This window comes from Streptomyces sp. NPDC001135, from assembly GCF_053598395.1.
The window spans coordinates 14,129-30,587 of record NZ_JBSFKD010000036.1; the positions used below are offsets into that span (position 1 = coordinate 14,129).

Annotated in this window: 11 protein-coding genes and 5 pseudogenes; 8 read left to right on the forward strand and 8 right to left on the reverse strand. The window is 69.3% G+C overall.

Translation table 11 applies throughout. The annotated features are described in order from the left end of the window. Positions 1-45 precede the first annotated feature (45 nt). Together ACWC94_RS33445 and ACWC94_RS33450 are read left to right on the forward strand one after the other, a co-directional pair. The gene (locus ACWC94_RS33445; RefSeq protein WP_450801059.1) at positions 46-1,944 is read left to right on the forward strand and encodes a hypothetical protein; all 1,899 of its coding nucleotides are present in this window, start codon (positions 46-48) and stop codon (positions 1,942-1,944) included. 21 nt (positions 1,945-1,965) lie between these two features. Then, positions 1,966-3,096, forward strand: coding sequence for a tryptophan 7-halogenase (locus tag ACWC94_RS33450; RefSeq protein ID WP_450801060.1), 1,131 nt, complete (start codon positions 1,966-1,968; stop codon positions 3,094-3,096). A gap of 200 nt (positions 3,097-3,296) precedes the next feature. On the opposite strand, the gene ACWC94_RS33455 is transcribed toward ACWC94_RS33450, so the two are convergent. After that, positions 3,297-3,665 (reverse strand): peptidoglycan-binding domain-containing protein, encoded by a 369-nt coding sequence (locus tag ACWC94_RS33455; protein WP_450801061.1) that lies wholly within the window; start codon positions 3,663-3,665, stop codon positions 3,297-3,299. A 180-nt stretch (positions 3,666-3,845) separates the two neighbouring features. Continuing rightward, positions 3,846-4,196, reverse strand: a complete 351-nt coding sequence (locus ACWC94_RS33460) for a hypothetical protein (RefSeq protein WP_363221226.1) — start codon at positions 4,194-4,196, stop codon at positions 3,846-3,848. A 352-nt stretch (positions 4,197-4,548) separates the two neighbouring features. Here ACWC94_RS33460 and ACWC94_RS33465 point away from each other — a divergent pair, with 352 nt between their 5' ends. After that, positions 4,549-5,574, forward strand: a complete 1,026-nt coding sequence (locus tag ACWC94_RS33465; RefSeq protein WP_450801062.1) for an RICIN domain-containing protein — start codon at positions 4,549-4,551, stop codon at positions 5,572-5,574. Positions 5,575-5,979: 405 nt separating this feature from the next. Here ACWC94_RS33465 and ACWC94_RS33470 read toward each other — a convergent pair. Continuing rightward, positions 5,980-6,252: pseudogene (locus ACWC94_RS33470) on the reverse strand (JmjC domain-containing protein); the annotation flags it as partial. 1 nt (position 6,253) lies between these two features. On the opposite strand from ACWC94_RS33470, the pseudogene ACWC94_RS33475 reads away from it, so the two are divergent. Together ACWC94_RS33475 and ACWC94_RS33480 are read left to right on the forward strand one after the other, a co-directional pair. Further along, positions 6,254-6,796, forward strand: a pseudogene (locus tag ACWC94_RS33475) (IS630 family transposase); the annotation flags it as partial. 216 nt (positions 6,797-7,012) lie between these two features. Next, the gene (locus tag ACWC94_RS33480) at positions 7,013-9,415 is read left to right on the forward strand and encodes an Orn/Lys/Arg family decarboxylase (protein WP_450801063.1); all 2,403 of its coding nucleotides are present in this window, start codon (positions 7,013-7,015) and stop codon (positions 9,413-9,415) included. A gap of 66 nt (positions 9,416-9,481) precedes the next feature. Here ACWC94_RS33480 and ACWC94_RS33485 read toward each other — a convergent pair. Next, a pseudogene (locus ACWC94_RS33485) lies at positions 9,482-9,808 on the reverse strand (transposase); the annotation flags it as partial. Positions 9,809-9,828: 20 nt separating this feature from the next. Here ACWC94_RS33485 and ACWC94_RS33490 point away from each other — a divergent pair. Both ACWC94_RS33490 and ACWC94_RS33495 read left to right on the forward strand, forming a co-directional pair. After that, entirely contained in the window at positions 9,829-10,698 is an 870-nt protein-coding gene (locus ACWC94_RS33490; protein ID WP_450801064.1) for an IS5 family transposase, read from the forward strand. Positions 10,699-11,691: 993 nt separating this feature from the next. Further along, positions 11,692-11,855 (forward strand): annotated as a pseudogene (locus ACWC94_RS33495) (site-specific integrase); the annotation flags it as partial. Positions 11,856-11,928: 73 nt separating this feature from the next. Here the strand turns inward: ACWC94_RS33495 and ACWC94_RS33500 are convergent. The 3 genes and pseudogenes from ACWC94_RS33500 to ACWC94_RS33510 all read right to left on the reverse strand — a co-directional run. After that, positions 11,929-12,366 (reverse strand): hypothetical protein, encoded by a 438-nt coding sequence (locus ACWC94_RS33500; RefSeq protein WP_450801065.1) that lies wholly within the window; start codon positions 12,364-12,366, stop codon positions 11,929-11,931. A 106-nt stretch (positions 12,367-12,472) separates the two neighbouring features. Continuing rightward, positions 12,473-12,964 carry a transposase gene (locus ACWC94_RS33505; RefSeq protein WP_450801066.1) on the reverse strand — a complete coding sequence of 164 codons (492 nt, stop codon included), beginning with the start codon at positions 12,962-12,964 and terminating at the stop codon, positions 12,473-12,475. Positions 12,965-14,276: 1,312 nt separating this feature from the next. Then, positions 14,277-15,110, reverse strand: a pseudogene (locus ACWC94_RS33510) (transposase); the annotation flags it as partial. A gap of 248 nt (positions 15,111-15,358) precedes the next feature. Between ACWC94_RS33510 and ACWC94_RS33515 the strand changes: the two are divergent. Then, positions 15,359-15,865, forward strand: a complete 507-nt coding sequence (locus ACWC94_RS33515) for a hypothetical protein (protein ID WP_450801067.1) — start codon at positions 15,359-15,361, stop codon at positions 15,863-15,865. Positions 15,866-15,981: 116 nt separating this feature from the next. Here the strand turns inward: ACWC94_RS33515 and ACWC94_RS33520 are convergent, their stop codons facing one another. Next, positions 15,982-16,434, reverse strand: a complete 453-nt coding sequence (locus ACWC94_RS33520) for a hypothetical protein (protein WP_450801068.1) — start codon at positions 16,432-16,434, stop codon at positions 15,982-15,984. Between the last annotated feature and the right edge of the window lie 25 nt (positions 16,435-16,459).

A 16,459-nucleotide genomic window follows, 5' to 3' on the forward strand; every position in this document is an offset into this window, starting at 1 on the left:
CATACGCAAACACCCATAGGAAACACCCGCTCCGGGGGTTTGGCCATGGCCACGCAGACACAAGCAGTCCTGGACGCCGCCGAGATCACCCAGGCCGTGCAGGACCTCGACCATTCGGTGACGCTGATCGCGCGCAAGACCACCGTCGTCCGCCTGTATGTGAGCGGCACGTCGGGCCCCGCGGCCAAGGTCCGCGGTGTCATCGCCGTCCACCGGTCCGCGGCGGCCCCGGCCACCATGGTCGAGTCCGTCAATGCGATCACCCTTGATCCGGCGCATTCCCCCGACCTGGCCACCCGCCGCGGGAACGCCGACCTCAGCCTGAACTTCGTGCTCCCCGCCGGGCTGACGACCGAGGGGGAGGCGACCATCAGCACCGTGCGCGTCGTCGACGCCGTCAGCGGAACGCAGCTGCCGCTCACCGAACCGGCCGGGCCGACCGTCCGGTTCCAGGCCGGGCCGCCCCTGCACGTACGGATCCTGGGGATCCGCTACACGTACGGCAGTCCGCCCACGGTCCGCGCCCCGCGCGACCTGGACTACCAGGCTCTGGTCTCGTGGCTCACCCGCGCCTACCCCGTGGCCGAGGTCATCAGCACCCGGGCGGTCGTCGACGCGCCGGCCCCTCCGGAGTTCACCTCCGACGACGTCAACGCCCAGCTCGCCGCCCTGCGGGCGCTGGACATGAGCGCCGGCGGCGACCAGCACACCCACTACTACGGGATGGTCGCCGACAGCGGGTTCTTCATGCGCGGTTCGGCCGCGGGCATACCCGCCACGGTGGCGTCGGGACCGACCGGACCGGCCACCTTCGGCTGGGACTTCGACGGCGTCTACGGCGACTGGTACGGCGGCCACGAACTGGGGCACACCTTCGGCCGCAAGCATCCGGGCTTCTGCAGCGAGAGCCCGGACGACCTGCAGCACTACCCGTTCCCACACGGCCAACTGGGCGATGCGACCCATGGGTTCATGGGCTTCGACGTGGGCGACCCGGCACTGGGCCTGCCGATGCGGGCCATGCCCGGGGAGCAGTGGCACGACGTGATGACGTACTGCGACCGTCAGTGGATCAGCTCCTACACCTACGAGGGCATCCGGCAGCGCCTGGTGGCCGAGGACGCCCTGCTGGCGGGCGCCGGACCGGCCACCGAGCCGGCACCGCTGCCGGGGCCACCGCTCGCGGGTGCCGGCAGCACGGGGCCCGGTGGCAGCGGCGGACGGCCCGACGACCGCTACCCGACGCGCAGTGCCACCGTCGTGACGCCACCCCGTGCGGCCTCGGACGCGGCGGCGGGCCCCGGCCCGGACGGTGGTCCGGGCGAGCAGTACGTCAGCGTGGTGGGAACGGTGAACCTCACCCAGGGCAAAGGCGGTATCCGGTACGTCAATCCCGTGGAGCCGCACGCCGCACCGCCCTCCGACGCGGCCTCGGCCGGACCCGCGCCGGACGACGCGGAGGCTCCGACGGCCGTCCTGCGGATCATGCAGTCCGGCGGAGCCGCGCCCAAGGAGATACAGGTCCCGGTCAAGCCGAGTTCGGAACCGGACCCGGGCGCCGACCGGACCGGCCTGATCGACGCGGTGGCACCCGTGGGAACCGCCCCCGAGGCGATCGAACTCGTCCTGGGCGGCCAAGTGGTGGACACCTTCCGCCCGGCAGGCCCCCCGCCCGCGCTGCGGACCGCGCGGCACACCGGGACCGAGGGCGGCGCGCTGGGCATGGCCCTGGAGTTCGACGCCGGCCCCGAACCCGGACAGACGTACTCCGCGCAGGTCAGCGCGGACGGCGGCCGCACGTGGCACACCGTCGGCGTGGGCCTGAAGGATCCGACCGTCCACCTCGACCCGCACCTGTTCCGGCATTCCACCGACGTCCGGCTGCGGATCACCACGACGAACGGGTTCAGCAGTACGACGGCGGAGACCTCCGTCACCGGCTGACCCCCGGCACCGGCGACTGGCATGTTCGACGTGGTCGTGGCGGGAGGCGGTCCGGCCGGTGCGGCCGCCGCCCTCACCCTGGCCCGCGCCGGTCGCTCGGTCCTGCTCGCCGCGCCGCGTGGCGGACCACTTCCCGTCGGTGAGGCACTTCCGGCCGTCGCCCGGACCCTGCTGGGGGACCTCGGCGCCGACCACGCGGTCCCGGGTGACGGCCATCTGCCCTGCCACACCACTCTGTCCGCCTGGGGCTCGCCCCTGCTGTCCGCCGTCGACGGCATCCGCGACCCGCACGGCCACGGCTGGCATCTGGACCGCGAGTTGTTCGACCAGCGGCTGCGCCGGTGCGCCGAGGAGCACGGCACCGAGACCGTCCCGGCCCCCGCCGTACGGCCGGTGCACCGCGACCGTGACGGGACCTGGACGGTCGCGCTCGGCGGGCGGCGGCAACGGACCGAACGCTGCCGGTGGCTGGTGGACGCCACCGGACGCCGGGCCGCCCTCGCCACCGCCCTCGGCGCCCGCCGCCGCACGCTGGACCGTCTGGTCGCCCTCCATCTCACCCTGGGGCCGTGCTGTCCGCCCACCCCCGACACCGCCACCCTCGTCGAGGCCGCTCCTGAGGGCTGGTGGTACACCGCCCCGCTGCCCGGCGGCCGGCGCCTGCTTGTCCTGTACACCGATGCCGACCTGCCCGGAGCCGCACCGGCCGCCGACCCGGGGCCCTTCCGGACCCGGCTGGCCGGCACCCTGCACATCGCCGCGCGTACCGACCCCCACCCGTTCCCCGCTGCGGTCGTCCCCCGGCGGGCACCCGCGCACACCACCTACCTCGACGCCGTGCACGGCGACGGCTGGGTCGTGGCGGGCGACGCCGCCATCGCCTTCGACCCGCTGTCGTCGCAGGGCATACTCACCGCCTTGTACACCGGCATGCGCGCCGCGGAGGCCGTCCATGCCCACCTGCGAGGAGACCCCGCGGCGATGGCCTCCTACGCCACCGCCGTCGCCGACGTCCGCATCGCCTACCTGCACAACCGCCACTCGTTCTACCTCTGCGAACACCGCTGGCCGTCCTATCCCTTCTGGCACAGGCGCCACACCGAGTCCGCACCTCGCCCACCTGGACACCGGACGCCCTGGCAACCGGGCTGAACGGCGCATGCCCTGATGCAGGAGTGGGACGCCTTACCCGTCACACAGCAGTTGCCGCCCGGCGTGACCGTCCGCAGCACACCGTGCTGAAGCCGCTTGCTCAGTGACACGGGGCTTCCGGCCCGGAAGCCCCGTCACGCGACCAGGGAGAAACCGCGGATCCTGGTCCACAGCCCCTGATGCGTCGCTCCACGCTCAGGTCAGGGGTTGGGGCTCTTGTCCGGATGCAGGCAGTCCCACGTCTTGGGGCCTACGATGCCGTCCTTGGTGATGTGGCACCGTCCCTGTGCCCAGATGACGGCGGCTTTCGTGGCGGAGCCGAATTGGCCGTCCTCCTCGAGGCCCCGGCCGTAGATGTTCAAGAGGCACTGTGCGTGGGCGACGGCCTTCCCGGTGTCACCGGGGTAGAGGTTCGGGTGGGCCCCGTTGTAGGGACAGGCGCTGTCCGAGGCCGACGCGGCCGGTACGGAGGCGGGAGAGGCGATCGCCGGGCCGGCGGAAACGGCTGCCGCGCCGAGGGCGAAGGACGAGACGACGAGCCCGGCTCGCCTCCTGAGCGTCATGGACATGAATCTTCTCCTTTTCCACAGCAGGGTGAAGGGCATCGGCCTTCGGCGCCTGGACGCCGCCGCAGCCGACGCGCGATGGAGTGAACTGAGCACGGCGGGGGCGGGTGAGTCACCCTCACCGCGGTTGCGCGGCGGGGGACACGGCCTCCGGCCGTCTTCGTGCGCACTGCGCGGAGTTGCTCAGCAGCGGCCGATGCCGGGCCGCGGGTCGGCACCGGTGTTGATGTGCTGGCCCGGGGTGTATCCGTCGACCCAGTGCTCGCCTTCCCACGTCGTGGTGTAGTACCAGATGGAGTTGCCCGAGACCGGCTGACCGACGTGGTAGCAACGGATCGACAGAGGCTGGTCCTTGAAGAGGTTCCGCTTCACTCGACAGGTCGTTTTGGCGCAGGTGTACTGCTTGGTCGCCTGGGTGGTGAAGAAGACGTCGTCGCTCGGGGCGGACACCGCCGACGACGGCGGCGCAAGGGCAAGTATTCCCGCGGTCACCAGCCCGCCCAGTATTCCTGCCGACTTCACGACAGCCTTCATCAGTCGCGACTCCTTCCAGCTCTTGGTGACAGGGGTGTCCCGGTCTGACTCGCCACCGGGTGCGGCATCCGTGGGTGCCACGGGGTGCGCCGGTCCACTCCACGAGGCTCCCCCGGGTCGGCCGGCCGGCCTCCCGCCTTCCGCACGGCGGTGGCTGCCGATGGCAACGGCCAAGAGCCTCCCCACGACGGCGAGCGTGCACAAGGCACCCAGGCGTTCGCGTACGTTCGGAACAGTCCTGACCAGCCGCCGAACACTGTCGAACAGCAGATCCCGAACATGGCCGAACAGCTTGCCGAGTTGACGAATTTCCCGGAAGCGCCCAGCTGGGAGTCCCCGTTACGGTGGGATCGTGGGACGAGGGGCAGAGAGCAAGGGCGCCCAGCCGCCGCCACCTGGGACGCCGCAACCGGACCGGCCACGCAGTGCCGAGGAGTACGTCGCGGCGTTGCGTGCCCTGCGGATCTGGTCCGGCATGTCCTACCGGCAGCTGGAAGGGAAGGCCGCTGCGCGCGGGGACACGCTGGCCTCCAGCACGATGGCGACCGCTCTGGGACGCGCGACGCTGCCCCGCGAGCCGTTCGTCGCCGCGTTCACCCGCGCCTGCGGACTCAGCGAGGCCGAGGTCCAGCGGTGGCTCGACGCTCGCCGGCGCCTGGCCATGGCCCAGCAGCCGCCCGGCCCCCGTACCGGTCTCGGCCCGCCCGGCGCCGACGAGCGGGCGGCACCCGACACGGCCGTAGCCGGCCGTGAGCCGCGGTCCAGGCGCCGGTACCGCCTCATGCGCCTGGTGGCGGCCGCGGCGATCGGCGCCGCAGCAGCCCTGGGCGTACAGACACTCCTGTCGGCCCTGTCCCCAGCGCACCCCACGTCACCCGGGCCGCACCCGGTGCAGGGATTGGCCATCCTGGCCGTGGGCAGCTGGGCACAGATCCACCCCGCCCGCACCCCACGGCTGTGTGTCACCGAAGGACGGGACCGGACGCACCGCTACGCCACGGCCGTCGCCGCCCAGTACCCCTGCGCACAAGCCGTCCCGCCCCGCACCTACATCGAACCCGTCGGGGAGAACCTGGTCCAGATCCAGTGGCACCACCCGAAGTACGGCATCGGCTGCCTGACCCTCTTGCGCGACGGCCCCGGCCGCGATCTGATCGAACCCCGGGACGACTGCGCCGAGGACGATCCGGCACAGCAGTTCCGGATCGAACCGATCGGCCCGCCGGCCTCAGCGCACTTTCGTCTCCGCCCCGCCGCGACCGGTCAATGCCTTTCCGTCCGCGACCAGGACACCGTCGAAGGCGCCGAAATCGTCCAGGGCCGCTGCTCGGGCGCCCGCGACCAGGAATTCCTCATCACCCTGACCACGCCCGCCTGACGACGCTTCCCGACGGGACGCCGGCGGCCGGGCAGGCATCGGCCGGCCGCTGTCGCCGTGCGTGTGGTGGGGTGCCGCGGCACAGGCCGGTCAGACTCTCGGGGACCACGACGGGGGACGCCCGCGCGGTCGCGCAGGTGCGGGAGGGCTGCCGCCGAGCGGCCGTAGGCACCCTTCCCGGGCGGGGACGCCGCCGGCGCAGGCAGCGAAGAACACGGCGACACGGCCCTCTCAGGCCGAGGGCTGGCCGAGCGCAGCCCGTCCATGGCCGACCTTGTGGGCGAGGCTCAGGAGGTACTGCATTGACAGGGTCACCAAGCTCGCGGAGCCCCACAAGTCTGGAGAGATGCCGCAAGACATGCCGCTTCGCCATGAACGGGCACCGGCGTGGCACGTGCTGCGCGCCTGCAGGCCGCAGGTGACGTGCAGGGAGCGCACGCCTTGGTCGGCACAGACCGCGTGCCACGCGCCGCGCGGCACATACAGCACGTCCCCGGGGTGCAGGACCAGGTCGGCGACGGGCTCGGTGGGTGCCTCGCCGGGGTCCTCGATGTCGCGGTACAGCGGGTACGGGCGGGTGGTGCCGTAGATCCGCCACCGCTTCGCGCCGTCCAGCTGGACCACGATCGTGTCGTGGTCGTCCCAGTGGACCCCGAAGCCTTCAGTGCTGGTCCAGGCGATACAGGCGCTGGACCGATCGGCCCCAGTGCTGCCGATGATGCCCGGCATGCCCGAGCGCCGCACTCACGACTACCTTCGCGGTGGCGTCACCACCTTGTTCGCGGCGCTGAACACCGCGACGGGCGAGGTCATCGGCTCCCTGCACCGTCGCCACCGCGCCGCGGAGTTCAAGAAATTCCTCGCCAAGCTCGACAAACAGGTACCCGCTGAGCTCGACGTCCACCTGATCTGTGACAACTACGCCACGCACAAGACCCCGTCCATCCAGAAGTGGCTGCTTGCACACCCGCGCTTCCACATGCACTTCACGCCGACCAGCTCGTCCTGGCTGAACCAGGTGGAGCGCTGGTTCGCGCTACTGACGGACAAGCAGATACGGCGCGGCGTGCACAAGAACGTCCAGGCGCTCGAGAAGGACATCCGCGACTGGATCGCCCACTGGAACGAGGACCCCAAGCCGTTCACGTGGACCAAGACCACCGACGAGATTTTCGAACGCCTCGCCGGCTACCTGAACCGCCTGCCAGCACCCAAAACCTAGTTCTGCAGCTTTTCCAAGACTCAAAACACCTCCTAGGTCACCGACACCGGGCGGCACTGCCCTGGCAACGCACGCACAGGAGCGATCCACGACCGGAGGGTGAAGCTCGAGCTCAGTTGTTCCGTCCTGCGGGTGGATTACGGCTGTGCGGCTGCGGAATCAGCCGGTCCGCTCGGAAGCTGAGCGGGGGCGGCGCGGGCCGCGGGGAGGGGTCTCATGGCGGACAGCAGGGTCTTGGTCGCGGTACGGGAACGTCCACAGGGTGAGGGTGCCGGTGCCGAGCAGTTGGCGCGCATCGGTGAGGCGATCGAGAAGCGGGGATTCGACGTCCGATGGGCCGTAGGCGTCGCGGACGCCGAGGCGGTGCTGCGGACGGAGGCGGGGCTGACCGCGGCACTGGTCGCCTGGGAACTACCGGGCCAAAGAGACGCGGGCGGCGAGCCCGGGGGCGCCGCGGTGCTGCGCTCCATCGGCCGGCGGTTCCAGGATCTTCCGGTCTTCTTGGTCCTGACCGACGACGGCGTACGGGACCTGCCGCTGTGGGTGTCGGAGTCGGTCGTGGGCTATGTGTGGCCGCTGGAGGACACTCCCGGGTTCATCGCGGGCCGGATCACCACCGCCGCGCGCACCTACCGAGATGCCGTCCTGCCGCCCTTCTTCCGGGCGCTGCGCCGCTTCGACGACGCGCACGAGTACTCCTGGCACACCCCGGCCCACTCCGGCGGTGTCGCCTTGCTGAAGTCGCCCGCGGGCCGGGCCTTCCACGACTACTTCGGGGAACGGCTGTTGCGCAGTGACTTGTCGATTTCCGTGGGGGAGCTCGGCTCGCTGTTCGAACACACCGGCCCGATCGGCGAGGCGGAGCGCAACGCCGCCCGGGTCTTCGGCGCCGGCCTCACCTACTTTGTGCTGCACGGGGATTCCACCTGCAACCGAATGGTCGGCCACTTCAGCGTCACCCGCGACGAGATCGCGCTGGTGGACCGCAACTGCCACAAGTCGGTTCTGCACGGGCTGGTCGTCTCCGGCGCCCGCCCGGTCTACCTGATCCCCACCCGCAACGGCTACGGCCTGGCGGGGCCGCTGCCCCCGGCGGAGCTCGCGGCGGGCTCCGTCGCGGCCCGCATCGCCGCGAACCCGCTGACCCAGGGTGCCGTGTCGCCGCACCCTCAGTACGCCGTCTTCACCAACTCCACCTACGACGGACTGTGTTACGACGCCCCGGCGGCGACACAGGCGTTCGCCACGAGCACGCCCCGGCTGCACTTCGACGAGGCATGGTTCGCGTACGCCCGCTTCCACCCGCTCTACGCGGGCCGGTACGGCATGTCAGTGGACGAGGACACCTTCCCCGGCCCGGACCGGCCGACGGTTTTCGCAACCCAGTCCACCCACAAGCTGCTGGCCGCGCTGTCGCAGAGCGCCATGATCCACGTCAAATCAGCCCCAAGGGCGCCCATCGAACACGACCGGTTCAACGAGGCGCTGATGATGCACGGCACCACCTCCCCGCTCTATCCGATGATCGCCTCACTGGATGTGGCGACAGCGATGATGGACGGGCCGCAGGGCCGTTGGCTGATCGACGAGGCCGTGACCGAGGCGGTCCGCTTCCGCCAGGAGATGGTCCGCATCCGGCGCCGTATCGAGGAGGCCGGCGACCGACCACCCTGGTTCTTCGGCGTGTGGCAACCCGAGACGGTTACCGACCCAAGCACCGGAACCCGACTGCCGTTCGACGAGACCCCGGCCGACCTGCTACGCACCGAACCGACCTGCTGGCACCTGGAACCCGGCGCTGCCTGGCACGGTTTCCCGGGGCTGACCGACGGCTACTGCATGCTCGACCCGATCAAAGTCACCCTGACCTGCCCGGGCATCGACGCGACCGGCGAGACCGGCGAGTGGGGCATCCCGGCACGAGTGCTCACCGCCTACCTGGCCACCCGCCACATCGTCGTGGAGAAGACCGACAGCTATACGACGCTCGTCCTATTCTCCATGGGCATCACCAAGGGCAAATGGGGCACCCTCCTCGACGCCCTGATGGACTTCAAGGCCCTCTACGACGAGGACGCCCCCCTCGACCGGGTCCTGCCCGCACTGGTCGCCGAGCACCCCAGGCGATATGCCGGCCAAACCCTGCGCGAGCTGTGCCAGGACATGCACGACCATCTCCGCGCTGTCCGCCTGGTCGACCTGCTGGACACCGCTTTCCAGCAGCTGCCGGAACCGGTCACTCCACCGCAGCTGTGCTACCAACGCCTGATCCGCGGTGGTACCCATCGCCTACGGTTGACCGAGGCGCCGGGCCAGGTGGCCGCCGCCATGATCACCGTCACCCCGCCCGGCATCCCCGTCCTCATGCCCGGCGAGAGCGTCGGCGCCCCCGACGGCCCGCTGCTGCGCTACCTCACCGCCCTCGAATCCTTCGACCGCCGCTTTCCCGGATTCCGCAGCGAAACCCACGGCGTAACCCTCGACCCCGACACCGGCGACTACCTCATCGAATGCCTGCGACCGGCAGCCGACGAGGAGACAAGCGCCGACGCACAGGAACGCCGCACCGTGACACCGGCCCAACGCAGCCATCCGAAGGAAACCCGTGACCGGTCCTGACGGGACTGTCCACGTGACGGCTCTGGCCCGTAGTCGGTGGTGACACCGAGTAGCCATCAGCGATCACGAGTCGATCGCGCAGCGGGACCAGTCCAACTCGCCGCGGGAGCCGAGCTCGTCTAGGACCAGGCGGTGGAGCCTGGCCCACACCCTGGCATTCGACCACTCGGCAAAACGGCGGTGAGCCGTCGCCCCCGACGGACCGAATGACGCAGCGGGCAACTGCTGCCACGTGCACCCCGACGTGGCCACGGACACGATCGCGGCCAGCACCTCACGGTCGCCATGCCTACGGCGTCCACCGCCCTGAGGCCGCGAAGGCGCCTCCGGCACCACCCGCCGGAACAACTCCCACCGTTCGTCCGGCACCAGCCGCTCAATGATCCCCTCCACGACCCACAACCTACCGAGGCATGACGGAACGTCGCGCGTACCCGAGTGATCTGTCCGATGCCCGCTGGGAGCTGATTGAGCCGGTACTGTCAGCGTGGCGCTTCGAGCGTCGCGGCCGGGCCCTGGACTTCGGCCGGCCGCCGCGGCACGACCTGCGCGAGATCATGAACGCGATCCTGTACGTGGACCGTACCGGCTGCCAGTGGGCCTACCTTCCGCACGACTTCCCGCCCCACCAGAGGGTCTACGGCTACTTCGCCAAATGGCAGACCGACGGCATCTTCGCCCAGCTCAACGGCCTTTTACGGGAGTTGGTGCGCCAGCAGGAGGGCAAGCATCGCCACCCCTCGGCCTGCGTGATCGACGCCCAGAGCGTCAAGACCTCCACCTCTGTCCCCGCCAAGACGCAGGGCATCGACGCGGGCAAGAAGATCGTAGGCCGCAAACGCAGCATCATCACCGACACCCTCGGCCTTCTGCCAGCGGTGCTGGTCACCGCGGCCGGCGTCCAGGATTCCACCGCTGGTCGCGCCCTGCTCGAGCAGGCCGCGACCGACCACCTCACCCTGCGCAAGGTCTGGGTCGACGGCGGCTATCGCAAGCACTTCGTCGAACACGCCGCCACTCTCGGCATCGACCTCGAAATCGTCCAACGCGCCTCCGGGACCAGGGGATTCACCCCGATCCCGAAACGCTGGGCCGTGGAGCGGACCTACGGCTGGCTCATGCTGCACCGCCGCCTGGCCCGCGACTACGAAACCCACCCGCACCGCTCCGAAGCCATGATCCAGCTGGCCATGACCGACCTCATGGCCCGCCGCCTCACCGGCGAGACCACCATCTCCTGGCGCGACCCGACATCACCGGATGAAATACGCATCCCAGGATGAAACAAAGGGAGAAAACGACCTCTTAGTCCGGCGCCTTGGGGCCGGCCGCGCGTCGATCCAGCCGGAGGGCAGGGGCCGGTGCTAGGCCCTCCGGCCTCCGGCGCACCAAGAAGAAGGGGCGGCACCCTGTGGGGGGTGTCGCCCCTCTACGCATCATCTGCGGAAACTGTCAAGATAGTTCACTGACCAGGCAAATTGGTGTTTGCTGGCTTGGTTGCCGTTGAACCGGGTGAAGCCGTTGTGCCCTCCGTGTGCGGCTGGGCTCCGTCACGCGTCGGCATCACAGAGGCCCCGCCCTGAATCGACGCACTCCAGGGCGGGGCCCTTTCGTCTTGCTTGCACAGGTTGCGGTCGCCGAGAGCGGGTACGGGGCGTGACTCTGGCGGAACCGAGCCCGCGTAACATGCTTTGCTCTGATGAGTCAGCGACCGATTTATCGGACAGGACCTCGTACGGCGTTGCCGACACTGCACAGGCGGACGATTTCCGCCTGTCGCTTTACGAGTAGGGGCACTTGTGAATAGTTCCGCTGATAGGCGTTCCCCATATGTGGCCTACATACGCCCAGCCATTGGTCTCTGTGCCCTCGATTCGCCCCCAGACCCAGGCTTCGTTGTAGGAGTTGTAGACCTCACACCAGGCGTAGAATTTGGTTCCCTCCTTGACATTCCGCACTGTCTTGCAATGTCCGGCAGGGGCGGCCTTGAGGGCGTGATTTCCTGAGAACCTGTATACGGCGTCGGAGTTGTTTTTTACGCTCCAGAGGTCGCTGCAGTCATCTGCCGCGCTGGCAGTGCCCGCCCCGCCAGCGGTGCCTAGCACCGTGGACAGGGCTGTGACCGCCAAGAGCATCGAAATCCGCCTCTTAACCGACATGAATTCCCCCTCTGTCTATCTGCCTCGGAACCTGTGACGCGCAATTGTGCACGCGCCAATAGTCATTGAAGCATAGGTTTCCGTTTAAATGATCACCAGGGTGCGGGAACCCGTGCCAAGTCGCGCACCGGCCGACGTGCGGTTGGTCTCCCGAACAGCTCGTTGACCTACTCCGTGCCCATCTCAAGGTGCAGGAAGCGGAGCGGGAGGCGGCCGGGGAGCGGTGGGTGGACAACAAATTAAGCCGTTCATCGCAGCCCCCGCATACCCGTTCCCCGGCCTCCCCGGCGTCCTCGGACACCCAGCAAGCCTAGGACTCAAAGCTACTCAAGGCCGGGGATCGAAAACAGGCGCTCAGGGGCAGACCCACTTGGTGATATAAAACTTCCCCTTGTACGTCATGACGCCTCGCACGCACTCTGGCGCCTGAATGTGAACCCCCTTAGAGAGTTCCGCGTATCCGTTTCGGGTCTTCTTGTGGCCGAAGTCAACGCCTACGCTTTTACTCGTCCACTCGTTGTAGTGCTCCATACCGAGTCCGACGGTGATCTCTGGATCCTCGGGGTGCGCGGAATTCCAGTAGGAGACCGTGAACTTGTACGTGCCCGCTGTACCCACGTGGCCGCCCCTGATGCACAGTTGCCCCCCGTTGCTGGTGTCTCCACAGCCGTCCGGTGTGAAGTTCGCGGCGGGCGCGGCGGGCGCGGCGGGCGCGGCGGGCGCAGCGGCCACGGTCGATCCCAGCACGGCCCCCACGGCCGCGGTAACAGCCAATGCGTGTTTGATCCTCATGTCTCCCCCTTGGGTCGGGCGGACCGACGACGTCGGCCCGCCCGACCGATCATGCCCTTGCTCCCCTCGTGTGTCGTGAGCACTGCGTACACAGCGCCCTTAGCGCTCAGTGAACTGGGATTCGGTAGAAGATCATGTCCCGCATGGTGATTTGAGGAGTCGCTTGTAGCAGCAAGGGGCTGCGGCAAGTCCGAGAAGAGCCACGGCCCGGCCCCAGCCCGGGGACCCTGACGCGGCCGAGGGCCTCCTCGATCTGCGGAGAGTCCCCGCATTGCCCGGCGGTGACCACGATGGACACGGGCTTCTGCAAGATGCGCTGCCAGGTGCCGTTGCGCTGCCAGTGGCGGAACAGGTCGTACGCGCGGCCCCACGGCCCGTACTCCTCGGGCATGTCCCGCCACGGGATGCCAGCGCGGCCCCGGAAACGTATGCCGTCGATCAGCTGCCGTCGGCTCCATATCAAGGCCGCGCGATCCTCGACGCCGCGCTGGCCGCCGCCGTCGCCATGGGCGTCGCCGTCTGCGTAGCTGCTGGTGACAACGGCAGTAGTGACGGCGACCCGACGGGCAAGCCGCACACCGACTTCGCACTTGGGCATCCTGGAAGATGGAGGGCGCCGCAGATGACTAGGTAAATCCGTACATCTTCGAGTGAAAGGAGTAACGGGGCCATGACAAGCGTGAACAGTGTTGTTAGCCGTACGCGGCCCGTGCGGAAACCCGTCGGCTTTCCAGTTGACTGCCACTACAGTGAAGTCCCCCAGGCCGGAGTCAGCTGACCGCCCGGAGTCGCTCGAGGAGTTCCTCGACGCCGCCGATGTGCCCGTACGGCGCCAACTCCGGTTCGAGGTCGCGGACCATCGTCACGCACCGCGGGGCGTTGATCCGGCTTGCCAGGTCGAAGGCGCGCGTCGCCGTCTCTGCCGCGATATCCGCTTCCCCGGCACGGAGATGCGTCTGGGCCTGGTAGGCGAGGAACACCGATCGCGTCTTCGAACGGGTGGCAGGCAGCAGGCCCATGCCCTCATCCATGAGCTGGTGCGCCCGCCGCAGTTCCCCGAGGTCGGCGAGGCATCGTCCGGTGTCGGCAGCGAGATCGGCCTGCGACATCCAGGAGCACCACGCTGGTGGCGGGTCGTACGACCGGGCGTCCAGCCATTTCTCCGCTTGGCTGAGGGCCTGGCGACACCGGCCGCGTTCGTCGAGGACAGCCAGAGCCCGGGCCTGGCGCAGATAGAGAAGGGACCGTGCGGCGGGGTGCTGGGTGCGGGGGATGGCGTGCTCGAGTACGGCGGCGGCCGTGTCCGCGTCATTGAGCCACAACAGTTGATAGGCGAGATCGGACAGCACGCCGGCGCCGAGGTCGCGCTGACCGGCGGTGTGGGCGTTGTGCAGGGCGGCATGCCAGAAACGGCTGGCGGAGGCGTGGCGCCGCTCATCGAACTGTTGCCAGGCGATGACCTGGGCCAAAGAGGCGGCCAAGGTGTGCAGCCGCTGCTCGACGGAGCGGGTATAGCGACCCTCGCTGATGATCTCGGTGACGGTGTTCAGATGCGCGTCCAGGAGCCGATGGGTGCGCTTGCGGCGTTCGGTGGCCAGCTGGATCAGCTCGGCACCGGTGGTCTCGAGCCAGGTGACCATCTCGGCGTCGACATCACCGGTGCCCCACCGCGGGAAGGACGCGGACTCTGTCATGGCCCACTGGTGGGCGAGAGCAGCCAACGAGCCGCCGGTGTAGGCGATGAACGACCGTCGGTCCAGGGAGGACATCAGGGCCTTTCGGAGCGAGGGGACGGCGGTGTGCAGGCCGAAGGGCAGCGGGTCGTCTCGGCCCGGAAGCCAGTTGGGCCAGCCGAGATGGGCGACGGCTGCGTAGTCGATGCCGAAGACCTCGGCGATGAGTGGCTGGCCGGCGTCGTGGCTGACGGGCCGACCGCCCGCGGAGCTCTTCTTCTTCCGGTTGGCGGCCTGATCCCTCTTCTCCGGGATCACTGCCTTGATGCCGCGTCTGCGCAGGTGGGCCCGGTTGCCGCGGGAGGAGTAGGCCTTGTCGGCGGCGACCGCGTCCAGCCTTGTTCGGGGGCGTCCGACGGGGCTGCGGACCCGTACCTTGTTGAGGACGGGGATGAACTGCGGGGGGATGTCAGCGGCCTGGCCCGCGGTCAGCACGAACGCCAGCGGTCGGCACTTGCGGTCGGCGGCGAGGTGAACCTTGCTGGTCTGCCCGCCCCTGGAACGTCCCAGGAGGGCGGCCTTCAGGCGGCGTCTGCGTCGGCGCCGGGTGCGTCGTCGCTCCTCCCGCTCGGGATCTGCTTCGGCTTCCTGCTCGTTTCGTTCTTCGGCGCCGCCCCTTCTGACCGGGCCTTCTCCTCCTCGGCCGCGGCCTTCTCCAGGGCGGTGAGGACGTCCTGGTCCAGGTGCATCCCGGCGGCGTCGTGGTGAGCACGCGCGGTGGTGGAGTCGATGCTGACCAGAGACAGATCCACCTCACCCCGCTTCGCCGCTTCCGCGATCAGGCCCTCCAGCAGGCCCGCGAAGACACCGGCGTCACGCCACTGTCGGAAGCGGTTGTGGACGGTCGGCCAGGCACCGAACTCCTGCGGCATCTCCCGCCACTGTCCGCCGGTCCTGAACCTCCAGATCACACCCTCGAACTGCTGACGTAGCCGCTCGGGATACGGGCCGTACTCACCGATCGGCAGTGTACGGCCCGATGAACTCCCATTCTTCGTCCGTCAGTTGCACTCACGGCACGCAAGAAGATCTACCGTTTCAGGCCCCGCCGCGAGGGCGGTTCCCGAAGATCGATCACGACCCGATACGCACCCCCTGCTGCCGATGCCTCGGGCCCCGCGCGCGGCACGCACCTTTCCTTTGCCCCGCCGCGGTGTCCTCCATGATCGGGTCCGTCGATGTTCCGGCCCGCGAACGCCGGTGCGATGCCACGATGAAGGCACCGCGCCCGCGGCCGCGACCATCCAGAGGGGGCCGTCATGTTCCACAGCTCCGCCCACCCGCGCCGTCCCGACGATCGCATCTGGCTGGAGACACTCCGGGCGTTCAGCCGCCCGGTGGCCGTCCTCGTGCGGCCCCATCCCGGATGGCGCCGCCTGGTAAGCCAGGGGTCCGTCGACGGCTTCCTCCAGCGGCTCGACCTCGGATATTACGAGGAGCACACCATGCTGGTGCAGGTCACCACCCAGCGGCGCCTGCCTGAGCACGTCCGCGTGTTCTCAACCCTGAAGCCCGATGCGCTCCTGGGTGAGTTCCTCTTCAACTCTTCGCCTGACGGACCGATCTGGCTGCCCAACGTACTCACCGCCGGAACAGGCCAGCTCGTCGTCGACGGAACGGAGGTCAATGCGCAGGCAGTCACGTACGGCGACTACACCGCCACCCTCGCCGCGATCGGAGATGAGACCGTTGCGGTCGTCAGCACCGCCGCCCTCCACGATCGGGCTGTCCACCTGACCTTCGACACCACTGCCGTCCCCGCCTGAAGAGAAGCACCGGCCGCGTGGGCATCCCGCACGGCCGCGTCACGCAAGAAGATCTACCGGTTCAGGCCCTGCCGCGAGGGCGATTCCCGCAGATTGATCACGACTCGATACGCGCCCTAGTGCGGCTGCCAGGTGCCCAGTGCCGGAATCGTCACTGGAGCGCCGCCGATCCCCAGCCGTAGCAGCTCGATGGTGAGTATCGGGCCCCAGGCGGTGGTCATCACGGCCACCGCCGCGAGGACGAGTCGCGCCTTCAGCCAGAGCACCCTCCGCCAACGGTCCCGCCACGTGGTGGCGGACGCCGCCGCGATCGTGGCGGCGGGCCGCCCGCGCTCGTCCGGTACCAGGAGCACTTGGGCCTGTATGCCCTCCCCTGGGCGGACTGCCGGGATCAGGCCCACCGGCACGGCCAGGACCCCGAGCAGATACAGGTACCTCGGGGCGAAGACTCCCCCCAGCGTGATGGCGCCGACGGGCACGCGCGGGTGCAGCCAGCGCGTGTACGTGACCGGCCGCGCCAACGGCCGTAGCAGCCGACGGAATCGGGTGGGACGGGTGGAGGTGGGCACCTGGTCATCCTGCCAGTGGGGCAAG